This window comes from Sphingomonas arantia, assembly GCF_042682045.1.
GTDB classification, from domain to species: domain Bacteria; phylum Pseudomonadota; class Alphaproteobacteria; order Sphingomonadales; family Sphingomonadaceae; genus Sphingomonas_R; species Sphingomonas_R arantia.
This window is the reverse complement of the sequence record NZ_JBHUGS010000005.1, coordinates 453477-473163: the sequence shown is the minus strand read 5'-3', so window position 1 is coordinate 473163 and position 19687 is coordinate 453477. Positions and strand designations below refer to the sequence as shown.

Annotated in this window: 19 protein-coding genes; 7 read left to right on the top strand and 12 right to left on the bottom strand. The window is 67.0% G+C overall.

Going from position 1 to position 19687, the window contains the following annotated elements; translation table 11 throughout:
- Window positions 1–119: 119 nt before the first annotated feature.
- Window positions 120–1520, bottom strand: a complete 1401-nt coding sequence (locus tag ACFSGX_RS17300; RefSeq protein WP_380931541.1) for a sugar transferase — start codon at window positions 1518–1520, stop codon at window positions 120–122.
- A gap of 304 nt (window positions 1521–1824) precedes the next feature.
- A complete protein-coding gene (locus ACFSGX_RS17295) occupies window positions 1825–2514 on the bottom strand; it encodes a hypothetical protein (protein WP_380931540.1) in 690 nt (229 codons plus the stop codon).
- 122 nt (window positions 2515–2636) lie between these two features.
- On the opposite strand from ACFSGX_RS17295, the gene ACFSGX_RS17290 reads away from it, so the two are divergent.
- The 3 genes from ACFSGX_RS17290 (at window position 2637) to lepA (ending at window position 6044) form a co-directional block, all read left to right on the top strand.
- Complete coding sequence (locus ACFSGX_RS17290) at window positions 2637–3278, top strand: response regulator transcription factor (RefSeq protein ID WP_380931539.1); 642 nt, start codon at window positions 2637–2639, stop codon at window positions 3276–3278.
- A 114-nt stretch (window positions 3279–3392) separates the two neighbouring features.
- Window positions 3393–3920, top strand: a complete 528-nt coding sequence (locus ACFSGX_RS17285; protein ID WP_380931538.1) for a glycine zipper 2TM domain-containing protein — start codon at window positions 3393–3395, stop codon at window positions 3918–3920.
- 315 nt (window positions 3921–4235) lie between these two features.
- Window positions 4236–6044 (top strand): translation elongation factor 4, encoded by a 1809-nt coding sequence (gene lepA, locus ACFSGX_RS17280; RefSeq protein ID WP_380931537.1) that lies wholly within the window; start codon window positions 4236–4238, stop codon window positions 6042–6044.
- A 211-nt stretch (window positions 6045–6255) separates the two neighbouring features.
- On the opposite strand, the gene ACFSGX_RS17275 is transcribed toward lepA, so the two are convergent.
- The 4 genes from ACFSGX_RS17275 to ACFSGX_RS17260 all read right to left on the bottom strand — a co-directional run bounded on the left by ACFSGX_RS17275 (window position 6256) and on the right by ACFSGX_RS17260 (window position 9892).
- Window positions 6256–6588, bottom strand: a complete 333-nt coding sequence (locus tag ACFSGX_RS17275; RefSeq protein WP_380931536.1) for a hypothetical protein — start codon at window positions 6586–6588, stop codon at window positions 6256–6258.
- A gap of 39 nt (window positions 6589–6627) precedes the next feature.
- Entirely contained in the window at window positions 6628–6777 is a 150-nt protein-coding gene (locus ACFSGX_RS17270) for a hypothetical protein (protein WP_184075218.1), read from the bottom strand.
- A gap of 128 nt (window positions 6778–6905) precedes the next feature.
- Window positions 6906–7961, bottom strand: coding sequence for a ribonucleotide-diphosphate reductase subunit beta (locus ACFSGX_RS17265; protein WP_157176085.1), 1056 nt, complete (start codon window positions 7959–7961; stop codon window positions 6906–6908).
- Between the two features lie 47 nt (window positions 7962–8008).
- Window positions 8009–9892 carry a ribonucleoside-diphosphate reductase subunit alpha gene (locus ACFSGX_RS17260; protein WP_380931535.1) on the bottom strand — a complete coding sequence of 628 codons (1884 nt, stop codon included), beginning with the start codon at window positions 9890–9892 and terminating at the stop codon, window positions 8009–8011.
- 428 nt (window positions 9893–10320) lie between these two features.
- Between ACFSGX_RS17260 and ACFSGX_RS17255 the strand changes: the two genes are divergently transcribed.
- Together ACFSGX_RS17255 and ACFSGX_RS17250 are read left to right on the top strand one after the other, a co-directional pair.
- Entirely contained in the window at window positions 10321–10689 is a 369-nt protein-coding gene (locus ACFSGX_RS17255; RefSeq protein ID WP_380931534.1) for a hypothetical protein, read from the top strand.
- An 87-nt stretch (window positions 10690–10776) separates the two neighbouring features.
- Entirely contained in the window at window positions 10777–12294 is a 1518-nt protein-coding gene (locus tag ACFSGX_RS17250; protein WP_380931533.1) for a fumarate hydratase, read from the top strand.
- A gap of 30 nt (window positions 12295–12324) precedes the next feature.
- Here the strand turns inward: ACFSGX_RS17250 and ACFSGX_RS17245 are convergent, their stop codons facing one another.
- Entirely contained in the window at window positions 12325–12951 is a 627-nt protein-coding gene (locus ACFSGX_RS17245; protein ID WP_380931532.1) for an outer membrane protein, read from the bottom strand.
- Window positions 12952–13115: 164 nt separating this feature from the next.
- Between ACFSGX_RS17245 and ACFSGX_RS17240 the strand changes: the two genes are divergently transcribed.
- Window positions 13116–14246, top strand: coding sequence for an MBL fold metallo-hydrolase (locus ACFSGX_RS17240; RefSeq protein WP_380931531.1), 1131 nt, complete (start codon window positions 13116–13118; stop codon window positions 14244–14246).
- Between the two features lie 18 nt (window positions 14247–14264).
- Here the strand turns inward: ACFSGX_RS17240 and ACFSGX_RS17235 are convergent, their stop codons facing one another.
- The 5 genes from ACFSGX_RS17235 to ACFSGX_RS17215 all read right to left on the bottom strand — a co-directional run bounded on the left by ACFSGX_RS17235 (window position 14265) and on the right by ACFSGX_RS17215 (window position 18321).
- Window positions 14265–16007 carry a vWA domain-containing protein gene (locus ACFSGX_RS17235; RefSeq protein ID WP_380931530.1) on the bottom strand — a complete coding sequence of 581 codons (1743 nt, stop codon included), beginning with the start codon at window positions 16005–16007 and terminating at the stop codon, window positions 14265–14267.
- A gap of 122 nt (window positions 16008–16129) precedes the next feature.
- Complete coding sequence (locus ACFSGX_RS17230; protein ID WP_380931529.1) at window positions 16130–16987, bottom strand: arylamine N-acetyltransferase family protein; 858 nt, start codon at window positions 16985–16987, stop codon at window positions 16130–16132.
- A complete protein-coding gene (locus ACFSGX_RS17225) occupies window positions 16984–17454 on the bottom strand; it encodes a DUF3617 domain-containing protein (protein WP_380931528.1) in 471 nt (156 codons plus the stop codon). The genes ACFSGX_RS17230 and ACFSGX_RS17225 overlap by 4 nt, the downstream gene beginning before the upstream one ends.
- Before the next feature lie 174 nt (window positions 17455–17628).
- Window positions 17629–17928 (bottom strand): CtrA inhibitor SciP, encoded by a 300-nt coding sequence (gene sciP, locus ACFSGX_RS17220; protein ID WP_157176079.1) that lies wholly within the window; start codon window positions 17926–17928, stop codon window positions 17629–17631.
- Between the two features lie 114 nt (window positions 17929–18042).
- Window positions 18043–18321 (bottom strand): hypothetical protein, encoded by a 279-nt coding sequence (locus ACFSGX_RS17215; RefSeq protein ID WP_157176078.1) that lies wholly within the window; start codon window positions 18319–18321, stop codon window positions 18043–18045.
- A gap of 106 nt (window positions 18322–18427) precedes the next feature.
- Between ACFSGX_RS17215 and mnmA the strand changes: the two genes are divergently transcribed.
- A complete protein-coding gene (mnmA, locus tag ACFSGX_RS17210) occupies window positions 18428–19534 on the top strand; it encodes a tRNA 2-thiouridine(34) synthase MnmA (RefSeq protein ID WP_380931527.1) in 1107 nt (368 codons plus the stop codon).
- Window positions 19535–19687 lie beyond the last annotated feature (153 nt).

Here is a 19687-nt window from a genome sequence, read left to right as displayed (position 1 = left end):
TCCGTTTGGTTCGAGCGTGTCGAGAACTCGGCGATGAGTTCTCGACAGGCTCGAACCAAACGGGTGGTGTGGGGGACTGGGTAGGCTTCGGGGCCAGGCCTAATAGCAGTCTGGCGCCCTCAAAACGCGTTGCGGTGGACCAGGACCTTGAGCGTGGCGGCCAGGATGCGGATGTCGCGGGCGAGCGTCCAGCCGTTGAGATACTCCAGATCGGCCTGGAGCCGGTTGACGAGGTCGATCCGTTCGAGCGTGGCGCCGCGGAAACCGCGGACCTGGGCGAGGCCGGTGAGGCCGGGCTTGCTGGCGTGGCGGTGCCAGTAGCGCTGATCGACTTCCCAGAACAGCTGGTCGCCGGCGAGCGAGCCGAGCGCGTGCGGGCGCGGGCCGACGAAGCTCATGTCGCCTTTCAGGATGTTGAGCAGCTGCGGCAGTTCGTCGATGCTCGTGCTGCGGATGATTCGGCCGACGCGGGTGATGCGATCGTCGTCGCGCGTGGCGGAGCGGGAGCCGGAATGGTCGAGCTGCGCGGTCTTCATGCTGCGGAACTTGTACATGTTGAACAGCCGGTTGCCGCGGCCGAGCCGTTGCTGGACGAACAGTACGGGGCCGCCATCGTCCAGCTTGATCGCGATCGCGGTGGCAACGAGCACGGGGGTGATCGCGATCATGCCGAACACCGCCAGCGACAGGTCGAGCACGCGTTTGAGCACGCGGTTCGGCAGGCTGAGCGCGCCGGCGGACACCACCAAAGTCCCCGCGCCCGCATAATAGCCGGTGCCGAGCGCACCCACCCGGGCGATCTCCGGATCGATGATCTCGCCCAGGATATTGGCACCCTTCAGCGCCATCGCCCAGGCCAGCCGGCGATCCTCGGCACAGGCCACCACGACGCGATCGGCATTTTCGAGGAAGCGGCCGAGCCGGTCGAGCATCAGCGGATCGCGGGCGTCGGGGACCAGGCCGGCCGCGGCGGCATCGACCAGCAGGACGCCGGGTTCGGCCGCCGCATCGGCGCCGTCGTTGATCAGCACGATGCTGAGCGGCGAGGCGCCGTAGACGCGGCGCGCGAGCCGATCGTAGAGCAGCCGCCCGGCGATGAGCGTCGCCATCGACAGCGTGATGCCGATGCTGAACCCGACACGCGAATAGCTGGCTGCGACGCGCAGGTAGAAGACGAGCACCGCGACCGCCGCGATCGCGATCATAAACGCGCTGAGCGCCCGGCCGATGCCGTAGCGGCGCTGGACCAGCGCATCGAGCGAGTAGGCGCCGTTGTTGACCGCGATCGCCAGGAAGATCGGCACCACGATCTTCATCAGGTAGAAGCCCTGCGGTTCGAACGGCGCGTCGAAGCGCAGCAGGTTGGCGAGCACGAACCCGATCAGGATCGCGCCGAGATCGAACCCGATCATGCCGATCAGCAACTGCACGCGCAGCCTTTCCTTGCGGCGCGGCATCAGCGGCCGGAGATAGCCGCCCCATTCGACGTTCGACGGCGATCCGGTGGACTGATGTCCCATCTCAGATGGTCCATATCGGTTGTGGCGGGCGCGCGAACGCCCGCATGGTGCGCAGCGCGGCGGGCATTACCCTGTCTGTCCTGCGTGTCATGCGATCATCATCCGTTCAGGCGTCCGGGCGCTGCGTTCGGCCGCGTAAAACCGCGACGTTCGCAAACGCCCCGGACCATCACACCCGCTCGTCGGGAGATGGGTAGCGCGGGCGGCGAAAATGGCAATATCAAAGCCGCAGGACGAGCGGCAATTGCGATCCGTCACGGGGTCTCCACGACCGGAACGTACAAAAATCCCGGCTACCGTAGCGTCACCTCGCGGTTCGGCGGTCGAGCAGGAGCGTCAGGACGGCATGTGTGATCCGGGTTTCGGCCCAGGCGTCGGGCAGGTGCGCGGGGCCGTCGCGCTCCACCTGCTGCCACGCGTTGGAGAGCAGCGGGAAGTCCAGCGTACCACCCAGCCCCGCCATCCGATGGGCGACCGCGCCGATGGTCGCGCCCTCGCCGATCGCGCACGGATCCGTCGCCGCCAGCAACGCGCCGAGCCTGTTGCGGAAATCGCCCATCAACGCCGCGATGCCGACCGCGCCGAACAGCGGCGACAATCGCGCGATCGGATCGGGCGGCGCCGAGCCGGACCGCGACGTCGCGGCGATCCGGGCGTGCAGGACGGCGTCCGTAGGCAGCGCCGCATCGGGGCCGAGCAGGAGGATCGGGAGCAGCCCGCGCGGCGGGGGCAGGCGGGCGATCCGGGCGGCCAGCGATGCCGGCGCGATATCCGGCAGCGCGCCGAGCAGGAGAAGCGCGAAATCCTGCGTCTGCACCCGCGCGACAAGCGTTGCCGCGTCGGTTACGGTCGTGACCGTCCAGCCGCGCTCGGTGAGGGCGGCCGCGGCACGTTCGGCGGTCGTTACCGGATCGACGGCCAGCAGGACGGAATGGTTAGTCCGTAATAGTGTGGTCCCCGCGACACGCCCCGCGTCGTTTTCCAGCAGTGACATTGGTTCTAGACCTTTGTCTAAAGGATTGGCAGTCGACAGCGAGCGTGGTTTCCGCGACTGTTACAATTGTTGCGCTACCATTCCGTTTTGTAACGAACGGCAATAAAGGATATCGTATTCGCGTGGCGACAGCACGTATTATCATCGCAGACGATCATCCTTTGATCGGTGATGCGCTACGGCTCGCTTTGTCGGCCCGGTATCCGGACCACCGTGTCGATATCGTCAGCAGCGTGGCGGCGGCGGAGGCGGCCTGTCGCGATGCGAAGGGGATCCGGCTCGTCCTACTCGACTACCGATTGCCGGACAGCGACGGTTATTCCGGCTTCTTCCGCCTGCAATATCTGCTCGGCGACGTGCCGATCGCGATCATCTCCGGCTTCGGCGATCCGCAGATCGTCGAGGCCGCCCGCGTGCTGGGCGCGTGCGGCTTTCTATCCAAGACGCAGCCGCTCGACGTGCTGGCCGACATGGTCGAACGCATGCTGCGCGGCGAACGGGTGTTCCCGCCGCCGACGCGGTCCGCGCACGAGATCGAGGCGGCGCGCGGGCGGCTCGAGACATTGTCCTCGGCGCAGCGGCGCGTGTTGCTGGCGCTGGCGCGCGGGCATCTGAACAAGCAGATCGCGCAGGAACTCGACGTGTCGGAGGCGACGATCAAGGCGCATCTGACCGCGATCTTCCGCAAGCTGGGCGTGCTGAACCGGACGCAGGCGGTGTTGTCGATCCAGCCGCTGCTCCGCACGATGGACCATGCCGGCTGAGGCATCCGGCGCCGCATGGCGCTAGGATGAACGGCGTGTAGTTTGCGGTTCACGCAACCGTTTCACCCACCACCTGTTCACTGGTCACATTCGAGATCAAACAGGAGAGACCTCATGCGCAAGTTCATCGTCGCCGCCACGCTGGCCGCCATCGCCGTGCCCGCCATCCCCGTCATGGCGCAGAGCCGGGAATATCGCGAGGATATCCGCGATGCACGCCAGGAACGCCGCGAGGACCTGCGCAATGCGGACAGCCGCAAGGACGTGCGCCGCGCGAACAAGGAGTATCGCCAGGACGTGCGCCAGGCGAACAAGGAAGAGTGGCGCGAGGGTCGTCGCTACGACTATAACCGTCCGCCGCAGGGTGGCCGTTATTACGCCGACCGCTATTACCGTTCGGGCAACCAGTATCAGGCGCGCCGGCTGAACAGCAATGACCGGGTCTATCGCGGGCAGAACGGCAACTATTACTGCCGGCGTAACGATGGCACGACCGGCCTGCTGATCGGCGCATTGGGTGGCGGCGTGCTCGGCAACCTGATCGCGCCGGGTGGTTCGAACACCCTCGGGACGCTGCTGGGTGCCGGTGGCGGTGCGCTGGTGGGCCGTGGGATCGACCGGAACAATGTTCAGTGCCGCTGAGCGCCACTGGGTCAGGCCTAGCCTGACCCTGAGAGCGCGAAGCGCGGCCGGCGGGCTTTAGCCCGACCGACGGCACGGGCTTTGCCCGGGACCCCTTCCTTCCTTCTCTCGGTTCCGGCCGGGGAATGGTCGGGAGGGGTTCTTTGTGGGCCCGGCGTTACCCCAAGCCACATCCCCTCTCCCAACCCTCTCCCCGCGGGGGAGAGGGCTTTCTTGTCCCACCCCGCGACGCGCGCATCCCCAAGCCTTTGCCCCCCGCGCGCCCACCTGCTATCGCGGCGGAAACCCAATACTCCCGCCCAAGATCGGCCCCGCGTGACCCCACTTTCCTCGATCCGCAATTTTTCGATCATCGCGCATATCGACCATGGCAAGTCGACGCTGGCCGACCGGTTGATCCAGCGCACGGGCGGCCTGCAGGACCGCGAGATGACCGCGCAGGTGCTCGACAATATGGAGATCGAGAAGGAGCGCGGGATCACGATCAAGGCGCAGACCGTGCGGCTCGATTACACCGCCAAGGACGGCAAGGCGTATGTCCTGAACCTGATGGATACGCCGGGCCACGTGGATTTCGCCTATGAGGTGAGCCGGTCGCTGGCGGCGTGCGAGGGCGCGTTGCTGGTCGTCGACGCCGCGCAGGGCGTCGAGGCGCAGACGCTGGCTAATGTGTACCAGTCGATCGAACATGATCACGAGATCATCCCGGTCATCAACAAGATCGACCTGCCCGCCGCGGAGCCCGAAAAGGTGAAGGCGGAGATCGAGGACCTGATCGGCCTGTCGACCGAGCACGCCGTGCTGGCGTCGGCAAAGGCGGGGATCGGCATCGACGAGATCCTGGAAGCGATCGTCGCGCACATCCCGCCGCCGAAGGGCGATGCCGCCGCTCCGCTGAAGGCGATGCTGGTCGACAGCTGGTACGATCCGTATCTCGGCGTCGTCATCCTAGTCCGGGTGATCGACGGGGTCCTGAAGAAGGGCCAGCAGATCAAGTTCATGGAGGCGGGCACCGTCCACCTGGTCGACCGGGTCGGCGCGTTCCGTCCGAAGATCGACGTGCTGGCGGACCTGGGACCCGGCGAGATCGGCTTCATCACCGCACAGATCAAGGAAGTGGCGCAGACCGCGGTCGGCGATACGATCACCGATGCGAAACGGCCGACGGCGGAGGCGCTGCCGGGCTTCAAGCTGGTTCAGCCGGTGGTGTTCTGCGGGCTGTTCCCGATCGACGCGAACGATTTCGAGAAGCTGCGCGACAGCCTGTACAAGCTGCGGCTGAACGATGCGTCCTTCTCGTTCGAGATGGAGACGTCGGCGGCGCTGGGCTTCGGCTTCCGCTGCGGGTTTCTGGGGCTGCTGCATCTGGAGATCATCCAGGAGCGGCTGACGCGCGAGTACGACCTCGACCTGATCACCACCGCGCCGTCGGTCGTCTACCATATCAACCTGGCGCACGGCGAGGGGATGACCGAGCTGCACAACCCGGCCGACATGCCCGATCCGATGAAGATCGACACGATCGAGGAGCCGTGGATCGAAGCGACGATCTACGTTCCCGACGAGCATCTCGGGTCGATTCTGAAGCTGTGTCAGGACCGGCGCGGGATCCAGAAGAACCTGACCTACGTCTCGGGCCGCGCGCAGCTGACGTACGAGCTGCCGTTGAACGAGGTCGTGTTCGACTTCTACGACCGGCTGAAGAGCATCAGTCGCGGCTATGCCTCGTTCGACTATCACCAGATTGGCTACCGCGAGGGCGACCTCGTCAAGATGAACGTGCTGGTGAACAACGAACCGGTCGATGCGCTGTCGATGATCGTCCACCGGTCCGCGGCGGAAACGCGCGGCCGCCACATGGTCGAGCGGCTGAAGGACCTGATCCCCCGCCACATGTTCAAGGTGCCGATCCAGGCGGCGATTGGCGGCAAGGTGATCGCACGCGAGACGATTGCGGCGCTGCGCAAGGACGTGACCGCAAAATGCTACGGCGGCGATGCGAGCCGGAAGAAGAAGCTGCTGGAGAAGCAGAAGGAAGGCAAGAAGCGGATGCGGGAGTACGGCAATGTGTCGATCCCGCAGGAGGCGTTTATTGCGGCGCTGCGGATGGGGGATGAAGGCTGAGCGCCCGCGCCTAAGCGTAGCTTAGGCAAGAGTGCGCGAAGCCCGGCCGGCGGGCGCCGAGCCCGGCCGACGACGTGGGCTTTGCCCACGGCCTCTTTTTTGGTTCCGTTCCTGGCTAGGCCTTTTCCAGCATGCCCCTCTCCCCACCCCCCCGGAGGGGGGAGGGAGTCTGGTCCCGTTTGCGGCGGCGGGGTATTTCTCCAGCGCAAGCTCAATCGCGCTTGCCCTTGCCGAACGGGATGCGGAGCGTGAGTTTGGCGGCCTGCCCGGTGAAGCCGTTGACGTTGCTCTGCGCCGCGTTGACGGAACCGCTACCGCCGCCGGGAAGACGAAACGTCGTGGGATTTGCCGGCGGTTCCAAAGGCTGTTCGGGAAGCGATGACAATCGCTGGTCCGGCCCACGCCGCGCGCAAACCGTGATGTCCGTAGCCGAAGGCGTCACCGCGCAGGCTGGCGAGGCGGACCGAGGCGCAGGCGCACGTAACGCCGCGGGTACTGGCGGGCCAAACGCCTGCTGGATCAGAAGAAGATAGGGCAGGAACACGGCGGCAGGATCACTGCGCGCCGTGTCCGCGTCAAGAGATCAGTAGCCGCGCTTCTTGGCCTTGTAGTAAGCGTAGCCCGCACCCGCTGCGGCACCAAGGATCGGGCCGATGAACGGCACTGGGATCGCGATCACTGCGCCGAGTGCTGCCGATTTCGCCATGCTCTTGCCGAGGGTCTTGTCTGCCATGTGAAAGTCCTTTGTTCATGGTCCGCCAAGGTGCGGAGTCGAACATAGGAACGAGCGGCCGGCAGCGAGGGTCCGTCGCGCCGCGGGGTTTGTTGTCGCCCCCTCCGACAAGAGAGGGCGACCAGGCCTTACTCGGCAGCGATGCCGGCGTGGCCGAACATGTCGGCGACCGCGATGTCCTCGTTCGCGACCGGCGCTGCGGCACCGGCGACCTTGCGGCGGTCGAACGAGTCCCACACGTCGTTCCACTGGCCGCGGGTGGCGGCCTTGGAATATTCCGTCGCGCGCGCTTCGAAGAAGTTCGCGTGCTCGACACCGTTCAGCAGCGGAGCGAGCCAGGGGAGGGGATGCTCCTCGATCAGGTAGATCGGCTTCATGCCGAGCTGCCCCAGCCGCCAGTCGGCGATGTAGCGGATATACTTCTTGATATCCTTGGCCTTCATCCCCTCGACCGGGCCCATTTCGAAGACGAGGTCGATGAACGCGTCCTCGATCCGGACGGTCTTCTGGCACATGTCCATGATGTCGTCGCGGACCGCCGGCGTCAGGCACTGGCGTTCGTGGCAGAAGGCGTGGAACAGCTTGATGATGCCTTCGCAGTGCAGGCTTTCGTCGCGGACCGACCAGGTCACGATCTGGCCCATGCCCTTCATCTTGTTGAAGCGCGGGAAGTTCATCAGCATCGCGAACGACGCGAACAGCTGGAGCCCCTCGGTGAAGCCGCCGAACATCGCGAGCGTGCGGGCGATATCCTCGTCGCTGTCGACGCCGAACGTGTCGAGATAGTCGACCTTGTCCTTCATCTCCTTATACTGGAGGAAGGCGTTATAATCGCTCTCCGGCATGCCGATCGTGTCGAGCAGATGGCTGTAGGCGGCGATGTGGACCGTCTCCATGTTGCTGAACGCGGTCAGCATCATCTTGATCTCGGTCGGCTTGAACACGCGGCCATACTTCTCGTGGTAGCAATCCTGCACCTCGATGTCGGCCTGCGTGAAGAAGCGGAAGATCTGCGTCAGCAGGTTGCGCTCATGGTCGCTGAGCTTTTGCGCCCAGTCGCGGCAATCCTCGCCGAGCGGCACTTCTTCGGGCAGCCAGTGGAGCTGCTGCTGGCGCTTCCAGAAATCGAACGCCCAGGGGTACTCGAACGGCTTGTAGACGCGGGAGGCGGAAAGGAGGGACATGGTGGTTCTTTCTGATGTGCGGACGGACGGGCTAGAACAAGCTCAACTCACTGGCAGGCGAGGCACTCGTCATAGTCCTTGGCGTCCAGTTCGATCTGGCGAAGGTCGATGCTGTTGTCGGCTTCCACCCCACCGGCGAAACCGGCACGCTGGATGCTCTTGGAACGAAGATAATAGAGCGACTTGATGCCCAGTTCCCAGGCGCGGAAGTGGAGCATGAGCAGGTCCCATTTCTCCACGTCGGCCGGGATGAACAGGTTCAGGCTGGTCGCCTGGTCGATATAGGGCGTCCGGTCCGCGGCAAGTTCGAGCAGCCAGCGCTGGTCGATCTCGAAGCTGGTCTTGAACGTGTCCTTTTCCTCAGGCGTGAGGAAATCGAGATGCTGGACCGAGCCGCCCAGCTCCAGGATGCTGTTCCACACCGCGTCGCTGTTCTTCGACTTGGTGGCGAGCAGCTTTTCCAGATACGGGTTCTTGATCGACCAGGAGCCCGACAACGTCTTGTGCGTGTAGATGTTGGCCGGGATCGGTTCGATGCAGGCGCTGGTGCCGCCGCAGATGATGCTGATCGACGCGGTGGGCGCGATCGCCATCTTGCAGGAGAAACGCGCCATCACGCCCTGGTCGGCGGCATCGGGGCAGGGGCCGCGTTCGACCGCGAGCTGCATCGATGCCTCGTCGGCCTGCTGGCTGATCTGCTTGAACATCCGCATGTTCCAGCTCTTCGCCGTCGCGCCTTCGAACGGCACGCCGCGCGCCTGGAGGAAGCTGTGGAAGCCCATGACGCCGAGGCCGACCGAGCGCTCACGCTCCGCGGAGTAGCGCGCACGCTCCATCTCGGGCTCGGCGCGGTCGATATAGTCCTGCAGCACGTTGTCGAGGAAGCGCAGCACGTCCTCCACGAACCGCTTGTCGCCGTTCCATTCGTCCCACTTTTCCAGGTTGAGCGAGGAGAGGCAGCAGACCGCGGTGCGATCGCGGCCGAACTGGTCGCGCCCGGTGGGCAGCGTGATTTCCGAACAGAGGTTGGAGGTCGAAACCTTCAGCCCGACGTCGCGCTGGAACTTGGGCATCGCGCGGTTCACCGTGTCGGCGAACACGATATAGGGCTCGCCGGTCTGGAGCCGCGTTTCGACGAGCTTCTGGAACAGCGAGCGGGCGTCGACCTCGGCGCGCTTGCTGCCGTCCTTCGGGCTGACGAGGTCGAAGCTGGAGCCCGACCGGACCGCCTCCATGAATGCGTCGGTCAGCAGCACACCGTGGTGCAGGTTGAGCGCCTTGCGGTTGAAATCGCCCGAGGGTTTGCGGATTTCGAGAAATTCCTCGATCTCCGGATGGCTGACGTCGAGATAGCAGGCGGCCGACCCGCGGCGCAGCGAGCCCTGGCTGATCGCGAGCGTGAGCGAATCCATGACGCGCACGAACGGGATGATGCCGCTGGTCTTGCCGTTCAGGCCGACCGGTTCGCCGATGCCGCGGACATTACCCCAATAGGTGCCGATGCCGCCGCCGCGCGAGGCGAGCCAGACATTCTCGTTCCACGTCTCGACGATGCCCTCGAGGCTGTCGGGGACCGAGTTCAGGTAGCAGGAGATCGGCAGGCCGCGGCCGGTGCCGCCGTTCGACAGCACGGGCGTCGACGGCATGAACCACAGGCGCGAGATATAGTCGTAGAGCCGCTGGGCGTGCGGCTGATCGTCGGCATAGGCGGAGGCGACGCGGACGAACAGATCCTGGTAGCTTTCGCCGGGCAGAAGGTAGCGGTCCTTGAGCGTATCTTTGCCGAAATCGGTCAGCAGCGCGTCGCGGCTATGGTCGACGTCAATCGCATAAAGCTGCGGCCGCGCGCCCTGTTGCGACGACGTGCTGCCTTCCGGCGGTTTCACGACCTGCGGTTCCGCGGTCGTGGTTTCGAAGAGGGTATCGGTCATGCTCGTCTCGCCGCCGGAAAGGTCCATGGTCTCGCTCGCCCCGTTCTTATTATGTTCGACTCGGGGGAGTGCCCCGGAGCCTAGTCGATTTCATGCGTCCGGGGGGATCAAATCCCCGTCCGGACCATCTGCGGGATGGTCGAAGGGCATATTCGGCGGGAAACCGTGGTTTCGCGAATATGCTCTCTCTGGTGTCCGCACCCCGTCAGCCACACAACAGATAGTGGCTCAAACCGGGTCCAACCCCAAGCGGAATTTTGCGCCAGTGATCAACGGTTCGTCGCATTGGCGGTTTTGCGCGGGTTGCGCGGCGGCGTCGACAAGCGGTCCGCGACGATGGTCTATGCGGTGTGGCGTCGGGGTGACAGGGATGGGCGGCGTCCGTTATCCGGACACCGTCGGGTGCCGCTGGTTTGGGAGGGTCGGAGATGCGCGAGGGCGGTCGAAGTGGGTGGCGGATGTTGGCGGCGTTCCTGCTCGGGATGGCGATCGCGGGGCCGCTGGGGATGTATCTGGAAGGAGGGACGCGGCTGGTCGGCTATGACGTGTCCCCCGACGGTCTTTTGCGCGCGGAGACCTATGAAGCCCGGCGGTGGCAGGTCTGGCAGCATCCGTTGCGATATGATGCATGGCCGGGCTTCGTGCGGATCACCAAGCTGGCAGGGGGCGAGGCGCTGAGCGAGAGCCCGGTGTTCGAGCTGAGCGATTCCGGGCCGGTGACGTGGGATAAGCGGACCGTCATGGTCGGGACGTCGGCGCAGTTCGATCTGGTGGAGCGACGCTGGACGATGCTCTGAACCGGCCCGCGCGCGTCCGATACTTGCCCTCGTTCGGCGCGGCGGCGTAGGAGCGGGGGAACCGCCGACCAGCCGAGAGAGCCGCACATGATCACCATCCGCGAAGCCGACCTGATCGAGAGCGTGGCCGATGCGCTGCAATATATCAGCTACTACCACCCGATGGATTATATCCGCGCGCTGGGCGATGCGTATGAGGCCGAGCAGGGGCCGGCCGCCAAGGATGCGATCGCGCAGATCCTGACCAATTCGCGGATGTGCGCGGAGGGGCATCGCCCGATCTGCCAGGACACGGGCATCGTCACGGTGTTCGTCAAATGGGGGCAGGATTGCCGGCTGGAGAGCGCGTCGTCGTTGCAGGCGGTGATCGACGAGGGCGTGCGACGCGCCTACCTCCACCCCGAGAACCGGCTGCGCGCCTCGATCGTGGCGGACCCGGCATTCTCGCGGAAGAACACCAAGGACAATACGCCGTCGGTCGTGAACGTGGAGATGGTGCCGGGTGCGACCGTCGAGGTCACGGTGGCGGCCAAGGGCGGCGGTTCGGAGAACAAGAGCAAGTTCGCGATGCTGAACCCGTCGGACAGCATCGTCGACTGGGTGCTGGAGATGATCCCGAAGATGGGGGCGGGCTGGTGCCCGCCGGGGATGCTGGGGATCGGCATCGGCGGGACCGCGGAAAAGGCGATGACGCTGGCGAAGGAATCGCTGATGGGCGACATCGACATGGCGACGCTGAAGCTGCGCGGGGCGCAGAACGAGACCGAGGCGATGCGGATCGAGATCTTCGACAAGGTCAACGCGCTGGGCATCGGCGCGCAGGGGCTGGGCGGGCTGTCGACCATCCTGGACGTGAAGATCGAGAGCTGGCCGACGCATGCGGCATCGAAGCCGGTCGCGATGATCCCGAACTGTGCGGCGACGCGCCACGCGCATTTCACGCTGACCGGCGCGGGGCCGGTGTATCTGGAGACGCCGAACCTGGACGACTGGCCGAAGGTGGAATGGACGCCGTCCAAGGAGTCGATCCGCGTCGACCTCGATACGCTGACCCCCGCGGTGGTGGCGACGTGGAAGCCGGGCGACCGGCTGCTGCTGAACGGCAAGATGCTGACCGGGCGCGACGCGGCGCACAAGCGGATCCAGGACATGCTGGCCAAGGGCGAGCCACTTCCCGTCGAGTTCGCCGGCCGCGTGATCTACTATGTCGGGCCGGTCGATCCGATCGCGGGCGAGGTGGTGGGCCCGGCCGGCCCCACGACCGCGACGCGGATGGACAAGTTCACCGCGATGATGCTCGACCAGGGGCTGCTCGCCATGATCGGCAAGGCGGAGCGCGGCGTTGCGGCGATCGAGGTGATCCGCGAGCGGAAGTCCGCCTATCTGATGGCGGTGGGCGGTGCGGCCTATCTGGTGGCGCGCGCGATCAAGGGCGCGAAGGTCGTCGGGTTCGCGGATCTCGGGATGGAGGCGATCTACGAATTCGAGGTGCGCGACATGCCGGTGACCGTGGCGGTCGATGCGGAGGGGGTGAGCGTGCACCACACCGCGCCGCTGGTGTGGCGCGAGAAGATCGCGCGGATGAAGGCGTTGGAGGGGGTTTGAGCGCCGGTCGGGGGTGACCGGCGTCCCGCACTACAACCGGAAGTAAACCCCGCCCATCACCCGCTCGGGATCGTAGCGGCCTTCGGTGGCCATGCGGCGATATTCGATGCGGGCGCCGAGGAAGCGGCCGAAGGTGTAGCGGGCGCCGAGACCGTAGATCAGGCCGTCGAGCGAACGGCGGTCCTCGCCGGTGACGAGGCCGGTCGCGATGTTGGTGGTGGTGACGTCGACTTTCTCCGCGCCATAGCCCGCGATGCCGTAGGCGGCGAGGCCGGGGATCGCGTTGATGCCGGCGCGCGCGGTGGCGGACCAGTTGGTGTCCGCGTCGCCCTGCGTCAGGATCGCGGCCGCGCCGGTGCCGGAGGTAGCGCGGGTCTTCGCATCCGACTTGCCGACATTCCCCTCGACCGCGAGGTAGCCGAACGGCAGCGAGGGCAGCTCGACCCCGGCGAACGCGCCGTAATCGAGCGACTTCTCGTCGTCGCCGAGGCGACCGGAGCCGGCATAGTCGGTGGTGCCGCGCGTGCCGCGGCCCGCCTCCACGCCCGCATAGACATGCGGCACGAACGGGATCGGCAGGCCCTGCGCGCCGGCGAGGCCGGGGACGGCGAGCGCGAACAGGGTCGTGGTGCGAAGCAGGGTGGCGAGGGCGGTCATGCGGCGATATCCTCCGGCTGGTTCCGTTCGCCTAGGGCAAGTGACGGCGGTTGCGAACCATTTTGCGGCATGGCGTTCCGGGAACGGCTGTCGGTGCGGCAGGCGGTGCGGACCCGACCCGGCGGCGGGGCGTTCGGGGCTGACGGGAGTATGAGGATGGACATATGCGGCGGATCGGCAGGAGAGTTGGGGCGGGATTGCTGTTCGTCGTGGTCGCTCTCTGCCTGGCGGTGGTGATCGTGCCGCGGTTCCTGGACCGGGTCTATTATCGTGGGCCGGTGAGCGACCATTTCGATGGCGAACGCTTCTTCAATCCGCCGGGCACGACGGGCAATGCGCCGCGGTCCGGATCGATGGCGCGGTTCATGAGCGGGCGCGATCGGACGCCGTGGCCGAAGTCGGTCGCGGTGAAGCCGGGCGGTGCGCTCGCCGCGCTGACGCCGTGCCCGGCGCGGACCGGCGGTGTGGTGCATGAGGGCTGGGCGCAGTGCATGCCGGCCGACACGATCGATCCGCAGCGGATGGCGGTGACCTGGATCGGTCATTCGACCGCGCTGATCCAGACGCAGCGGCTGGCGATCCTGACCGACCCGATCTGGTCCGAGCGTGCCTCACCGGTCGGGTTCGCGGGGCCGAAGCGGGTGCGCGCGCCGGGGATCGCGTTCGACGCGCTGCCCAAGATCGACGTCGTGCTGCTCAGCCACAATCATTACGATCATATGGACCTGACGACGCTGAAGGCGCTGTGGGCGCGTGACAAGCCGTTAATCGTGACGTCGCTCGGCAACGACACGATCCTGCGCAAGGCGGGGATCACTGCGGTCGCGCGCGACTGGGGCGGTAGCGTGGCGGTGACGCCGGAGGTGTCGGTGGTGGTCGAACGCGTCCAGCATTGGGGTTCGCGGTTCGGCGCGGACCGTAACCGGGCGCTGTGGTCGGGCTTCACCGTTCGGCTGCCGGGCGGCAACATCTTCTTCGCGGGCGACACGGGCTATGGCGACGGCAGCTGGGCGCGCGATGCGGCGGCGCGCGGGCCGGTGCGGCTGGCGATCATCCCGATCGGTGCCTACGAACCGCGCGGCCTTATGGCGGACGCACACATGAACCCGGCCGAGGCGGCGGCGGTGTTCCGGACGCTTGGCGCGCGTCACGCTTTGGGCGTGCATTGGGGCACGTTCCAGCTGACCGACGAGGCGATCGACGCGCCGCCCCTGGCGCTGGTCGCTGCGCTGACCCCCGCCGAACAGGCGCGGTTCCGGGTGACCGACGCGGGGGTGCCGTGGGAGGTCGAGTAAAGCTCGACCCGGCCGGCGTCAGTCCTTCGCCTGTCCGGCGAGGCCGGCGAGCGTGATGAACTCCTGACGCGCGGGATCGCGTTGCGGGCCGGCGAGCCGGGTGACGTCGGCCATGCTGAAGCGCCCAAGATAGGTGTCGCCGCGCAGTCCTTGGCCATAGGCCGCGACCGCCGCGACGAACGCCATGTCGCCGGTCGGGGCGCGTGCCGTACGCAACGCGGTGGCGGGCACGACGCGTGACAGCGCGCGGGAGGTGGTTTCGCCGGGCAGCTTGTAGCGCAGCCGGACCTCGCAGGCCTCGGATCCGCCCGCGGCGGGGGCTGTCCGGTTCGCCGGGTAGCGGCGCGACGGCGTCCAGCCCTGGGCCCCGGCGGGCACGATCTCGTAGAGTGCGGTCACCTGGTGTCCGGCGCCGATGTCGCCCGCATCGACCGCATCGTTGGTGAAGTCCTCTTCGCGGAGCGCCCGGTTCTCGTACCCGATCAGCCGGTACTGGCTGACCTGCGCCGGATTGAATTCGACCTGCACCTTCACGTCCTGCGCGACCGTCACCAGCGTGGCGGACAGCTCGTCGCCGAGCACCTTGTCCGCCTCCCGCGCGCTGTCGATATAAGCGTAGTTGCCGTTGCCGACGTCGGCGATCCGCTCCATCATCGCCTCGTTATAGTTGCCGGTGCCGAACCCCAGCGTGGTGAGCGTGATGCCGGTGTCGCGGTTGCGCTTCACCAATGCCTCGAGCGTGGCATTATCCCGGATACCGACGTTGAAGTCGCCATCGGTCGCCAGGAAGATGCGGTTGACCTCGCCGCGACGGAAATGCGCGCGGGCAAGCGAATAGGCCAGTTCGATGCCCTCACCGCCGGCGGTCGACCCGCCCGCATCGAGACAGTCGAGCGCGGCGTCGATGTAACGCGTCTGCGACGTCGGCTCCAGCACCACGCCCGCGCTGCCCGCATAGGCGACGATCGCCACGCGGTCGTCGGCGCGCAGCCGCTTGGCCAACCCACGCAGCGCACCCTTTACCAACGGCAGCTTGTCGGGCGAGTTCATCGACCCCGACGTATCGACGAGGAAGACGATGTTGGCGGCCGGGCGTGCGGCCGTGGCGACGGCGTCCGCGCGCAACCCGACGCGCAGCAGGCGGGTGTTCGGGTTCCAGGGGGTGCGCGCCACGTCGGTGGTGACACTGAACGGCTGGCGCCGGTCGGTCGGGCGCGGATAGTCGTAGCGGAAATAGTTGATCATCTCCTCGGTCCGGACCGCCGCCGCCGGAACCGGTTCGCCTTTGTTCAGGAAGCGGCGGACATTGGCATAGGCACCGGTATCGACATCGACCGAGAAGGTGGAGACCGGGGTGGTGGCGCTGTCCTTGATCGACGCGACGGCCTGCTCGGCATAGCGTTCGGTATTGCCGGCCGCTCCGTAGGGCGGCTGTCCAGGAGGTGTGACGACAGGCGTTCGGACAATGGACGGTACGCCGGCACCCATGGCTGAGGGCTCCGGCGGAAGCGGCGCGGGGGCGGGCGGTGGTGCGATGGGTGAGGGCGCGACGCTGCTGAGCGATGGTAGGGCGTTCATGACGGCGCCCGAGCGCGATCGGCGCGTGAAGCCGTTCGTCTTCACGATCGCTTCGCCGTCGTCCCCGGTGCGGCAGCGGACGGGCGAATCGTCGGCCGACGATCGTGCGGGGGGTGGCGGGGGAGGGGCGGCCGCGAGAAGCGCCATGCCCGCGGCAACGGCGATAACCGACTGGTAGACCATGATGCTCTCCCCCATTTGCCCGGAGGGTCGCATGGGGCACGGTTGTCGGCAAGCGGTGGTTGGAACCGATTCGAGTTATCTTAGAACCGGTTGCGGCAGTCTCGGCCGGCGAGAGTTGCGGTCTAGAACAGCTCGAGCGCAGCCACCTCTTCCGCGGTCAGGTCGATGCCGAAGACCAGGCTGAGCCGCATGCGGTAGACGCGCGGGTCGGTGATGTCGGTGGTGACCGCCTCCGTGCCGTTGCGGCGGCGGTAGTGGCGGTCGGTGAGGGTGGCGAAGCCGCGTGGCAGGACGATGCTGACGATCGCCACGGTGGTGAAACGGTGGTTCGGCACTGTCGCGATGTGGTGGTTGCACTGCGCGATGTCGGCCGGCCAGACGGCGTCTTCGGTGAAGCTGTACTGGCGGATGGGGCCGCCGCCGGGCTGCGCCACGCCGCGCGCATCGGTGGCGTGGAGATCACCGTCGCGCGTCGTGATCCAGCCATGGACCGCATCGGCATGGAGCCGGTGGAGCGCGCCGTCCGGGCTGGTGGCAGTGGCGTCGTCGCGCAGCGGCATCGGCGGGGTGTAGGCGCCGCCGAACCCGGCGTCCGCGATCCACGGTCCGTCGGGCAGTTCGACGAGCAACAGCTGGTGCGTGCGCGCCGGGACCGCGTCACCGGTCGCATCGTCCGGCACGCCGAGCCAGACGCGCGCGAGCAACGGGCGGACGACGAAGCCGAGCGCGGTCAGCGCCGCGGCGAACAGCTGGTTATGTTCGAAGCAATAGCCGCCGCGCCGCGTGCCGACGAGCTTCGCGAAGATCGCTTGCGGAGCGACCGAGACGCCGCGGCCGAGCCGGACGTCGAGATTTTCGAACGGGATCGTCATGCGTTGCGCGCGCTGGATCGTGGCGAGGCCCTCCGCGTCGGGCTCGGGGGCCTCCGACAGGCCGATGCGCGAGAGGTAGGCGGGCAGGTCGAACGGCAGGTCGGTCATTTGCATTTCGGTCCGGCATGGGTGGCGACCTGGTCCGCGACGATGCGGAGCGGTCCCTTCGGCGTCGTGCCGGTCATCGTCATGCGCAGCGCGAAGCCGGCCGGCGTGTAGGTGCCGACGCGGGTGATCCGCATCGGTGCCCCGCCATCCTTTTGCGGGCAGAGCATGAGATGGTCGATGCGGCCGTTCGCGACGACGGCGCGCTCGACGCTGCATTTCGCAGCGGGTTTGGGCAGCATGAGCGTGGCGACGCCGGCCTTCGCCTCGGCGGGCAGGACGCACTTGTTCTCGGTCTTCGACTTGCCCTGCATCATGCGGACCATGAAGGCGGGCACGCCGGGGATGACCAGTTCGACGCCGGTCGACTTCACGTCCCAGCGGCCGGGGGCGAGCCCCTGCGCGGACAGCATCGCGGGGGCGAGCAGGAGCGGGATCGTCAGGAGACGGGCGGGGGATCGCGGGCGCATGGCCCGTCATGTCGCGGGTTGCGGGCGGGCACAAGAAAAACCCCGCCGCCCGGGTGGGGCGGCGGGGTCGAGGTGTCGGTTCGGGGGAATCGCGGCGCTTTACGCACCTTGCGAACTGAGGAAACCCTATGGCCCGCCACGTCGGCGGCTCGACGTGACCATGGCGGGCGGAGGTTAATATTTCGTCTTGCGATCGTAGAGCGACTTGTAGTGCTGGATCCGCGTCACGCGCAGGCCGGGCATGCCGGACCGGTCGACCGCGCGCTGCCAGCTGGCGAATTCCTCCAGGCTGAGGCCGTAGCGATCGCAGACCTCGTCGACCGACAGCAGCCCGCCACTGACGGCCGCGACCACCTCCGCCTTGCGGCGCACGACCCAGCGAGTCGTCTGCGGCGGCGGCAGGCTGTCGACGGTCAGCGGTTCGCCGAGCGGGCCGATGACCTGAGCCGGTCTGATTTTCTGGTTCTCGATCATAACTACCTCAGGCTGGGCCAGTCGGGGAAGGCCTCACTCTTGCTAACGCCGGTGTAAAGCATGGAAATATAAGGAACGTTGAAACGGGAAGGTAAAGGCGCCGGTCAGTTTTGCTCAGGGTTTGAGCGGCGGAAACTTCAGCGACAGCGCAGCGTCGAAACTGCCACCCAGCGCCGCCGCCGCGCGCACCCAACCGGGTTCGCACAGCATCAGCACCACCAGCGCGGCATCGCGACCGGGGAAGGCGGTGGTCGCATGCGCGATCCGTTCCGCCGCCATCGCGGTGACACCCCGCGCCTGCGCCGCCGCAAGCCCGGCCACCACGGCGTGGTAGTCGAGCGCGCCGTCTTCGCGCAGGCGGGCGCGATTGCGCCGGTGAAACCCAAGATCCATAAGCTGCTCATATGGTCGCTGCCGAACCCTTTGATAGACCGACTATGGTTTAAGGGAAGTAAAGGCCGGGGTCCCGATCGCACACAAAATGCGGTAAGGCGTGCGAATGGACGGAGAATTTCAACTGGGCGACGACCTGCGCGGCAGGCGGATCGTGGTGGCGATGTCGGGCGGCGTCGACAGCTCGGTGGTGGCCGCATTGGCCAAGGCGAGCGGCGCAGAGACGATCGGCGTGACGCTGCAACTGTACGATCATGGTGCGGCCGTGAAACGGGCCGGCGCGTGCTGCGCGGGGCAGGACATCCGCGATGCGCGCGCGGTGGCGGACCGGCTGGGCATCGCGCATTATGTGTTCGATTATGAAAGCCGGTTTCGCGACGGCGTGATCGCCGATTTCGCCGACGAATATGCGCGCGGCCGCACGCCGATCCCGTGCGTGCGGTGCAACCAGGGGGTGAAGTTCACCGACCTGTTCGGCATCGCGCGCGAACTGGGCGCGGATTGCCTGGCGACGGGGCATTATGTGCAGCGCGTGGTGGGCGCAGGCGGCCAGGCCGAGCTGCATCGCGCGATCGACCCGGCGCGCGACCAGAGCTATTTCCTGTTCGCGACGACGCATGCGCAGCTCGACTATCTGCGCTTTCCGCTGGGCGGGATGCCGAAGGCGCAGGTGCGCGCGATAGCGGCGGACAACGGCCTGGCGGTGGCGATGAAGCCCGACAGCCAGGACATCTGTTTCGTGCCGGACGGCGACTATGCCGGGATCGTGAAGCGGCTGCGCCCCGAGACGGCCGAGCCGGGCGATATCGTCGACCTGGACGGGCGGGTGCTGGGGCGACACCGCGGGATCGCGCATTTTACGGTCGGGCAGCGCAAGGGCTTGGAGATCGGCGGCAGTCCCTATCCGCTCTATGTCGTGCGGGTCGAGCCGGAGGCGCGGCGCGTGGTGGCGGGGCCGCGCGCGGCGCTCGCGGTGGCGGCGGCGCGGGTCGAGGACATGAACTGGATCGGCGGCGATCATGCCGGGCCGCTGATGGCCAAGGTCCGGTCGATGGCCAAGCCCGTGCCGGCATGGCTGGACGGCGACCGGGTGCGGTTCGCGACGCCGGAATATGGCGTGTCGCCGGGGCAGGCGGCGGTCTTCTACGCCGGCGAGCGCGTGCTGGGCGGCGGCTGGATCGCGGAGACCGAGGCGGCGCTGCAGGTCGCGTGACGGCGGCTGGTGACTGAAACGCGGCGGTCCGGCCCGAGCGGCGCGCAACGTCATTGACGAACGGCCGCGCCCGACGCATCGGTCCACGATACGCGAGCGATCACGGAGGCTCCCATTTCCTTTCCCCAGGAACGCGCCCGCACGAGACCGTTG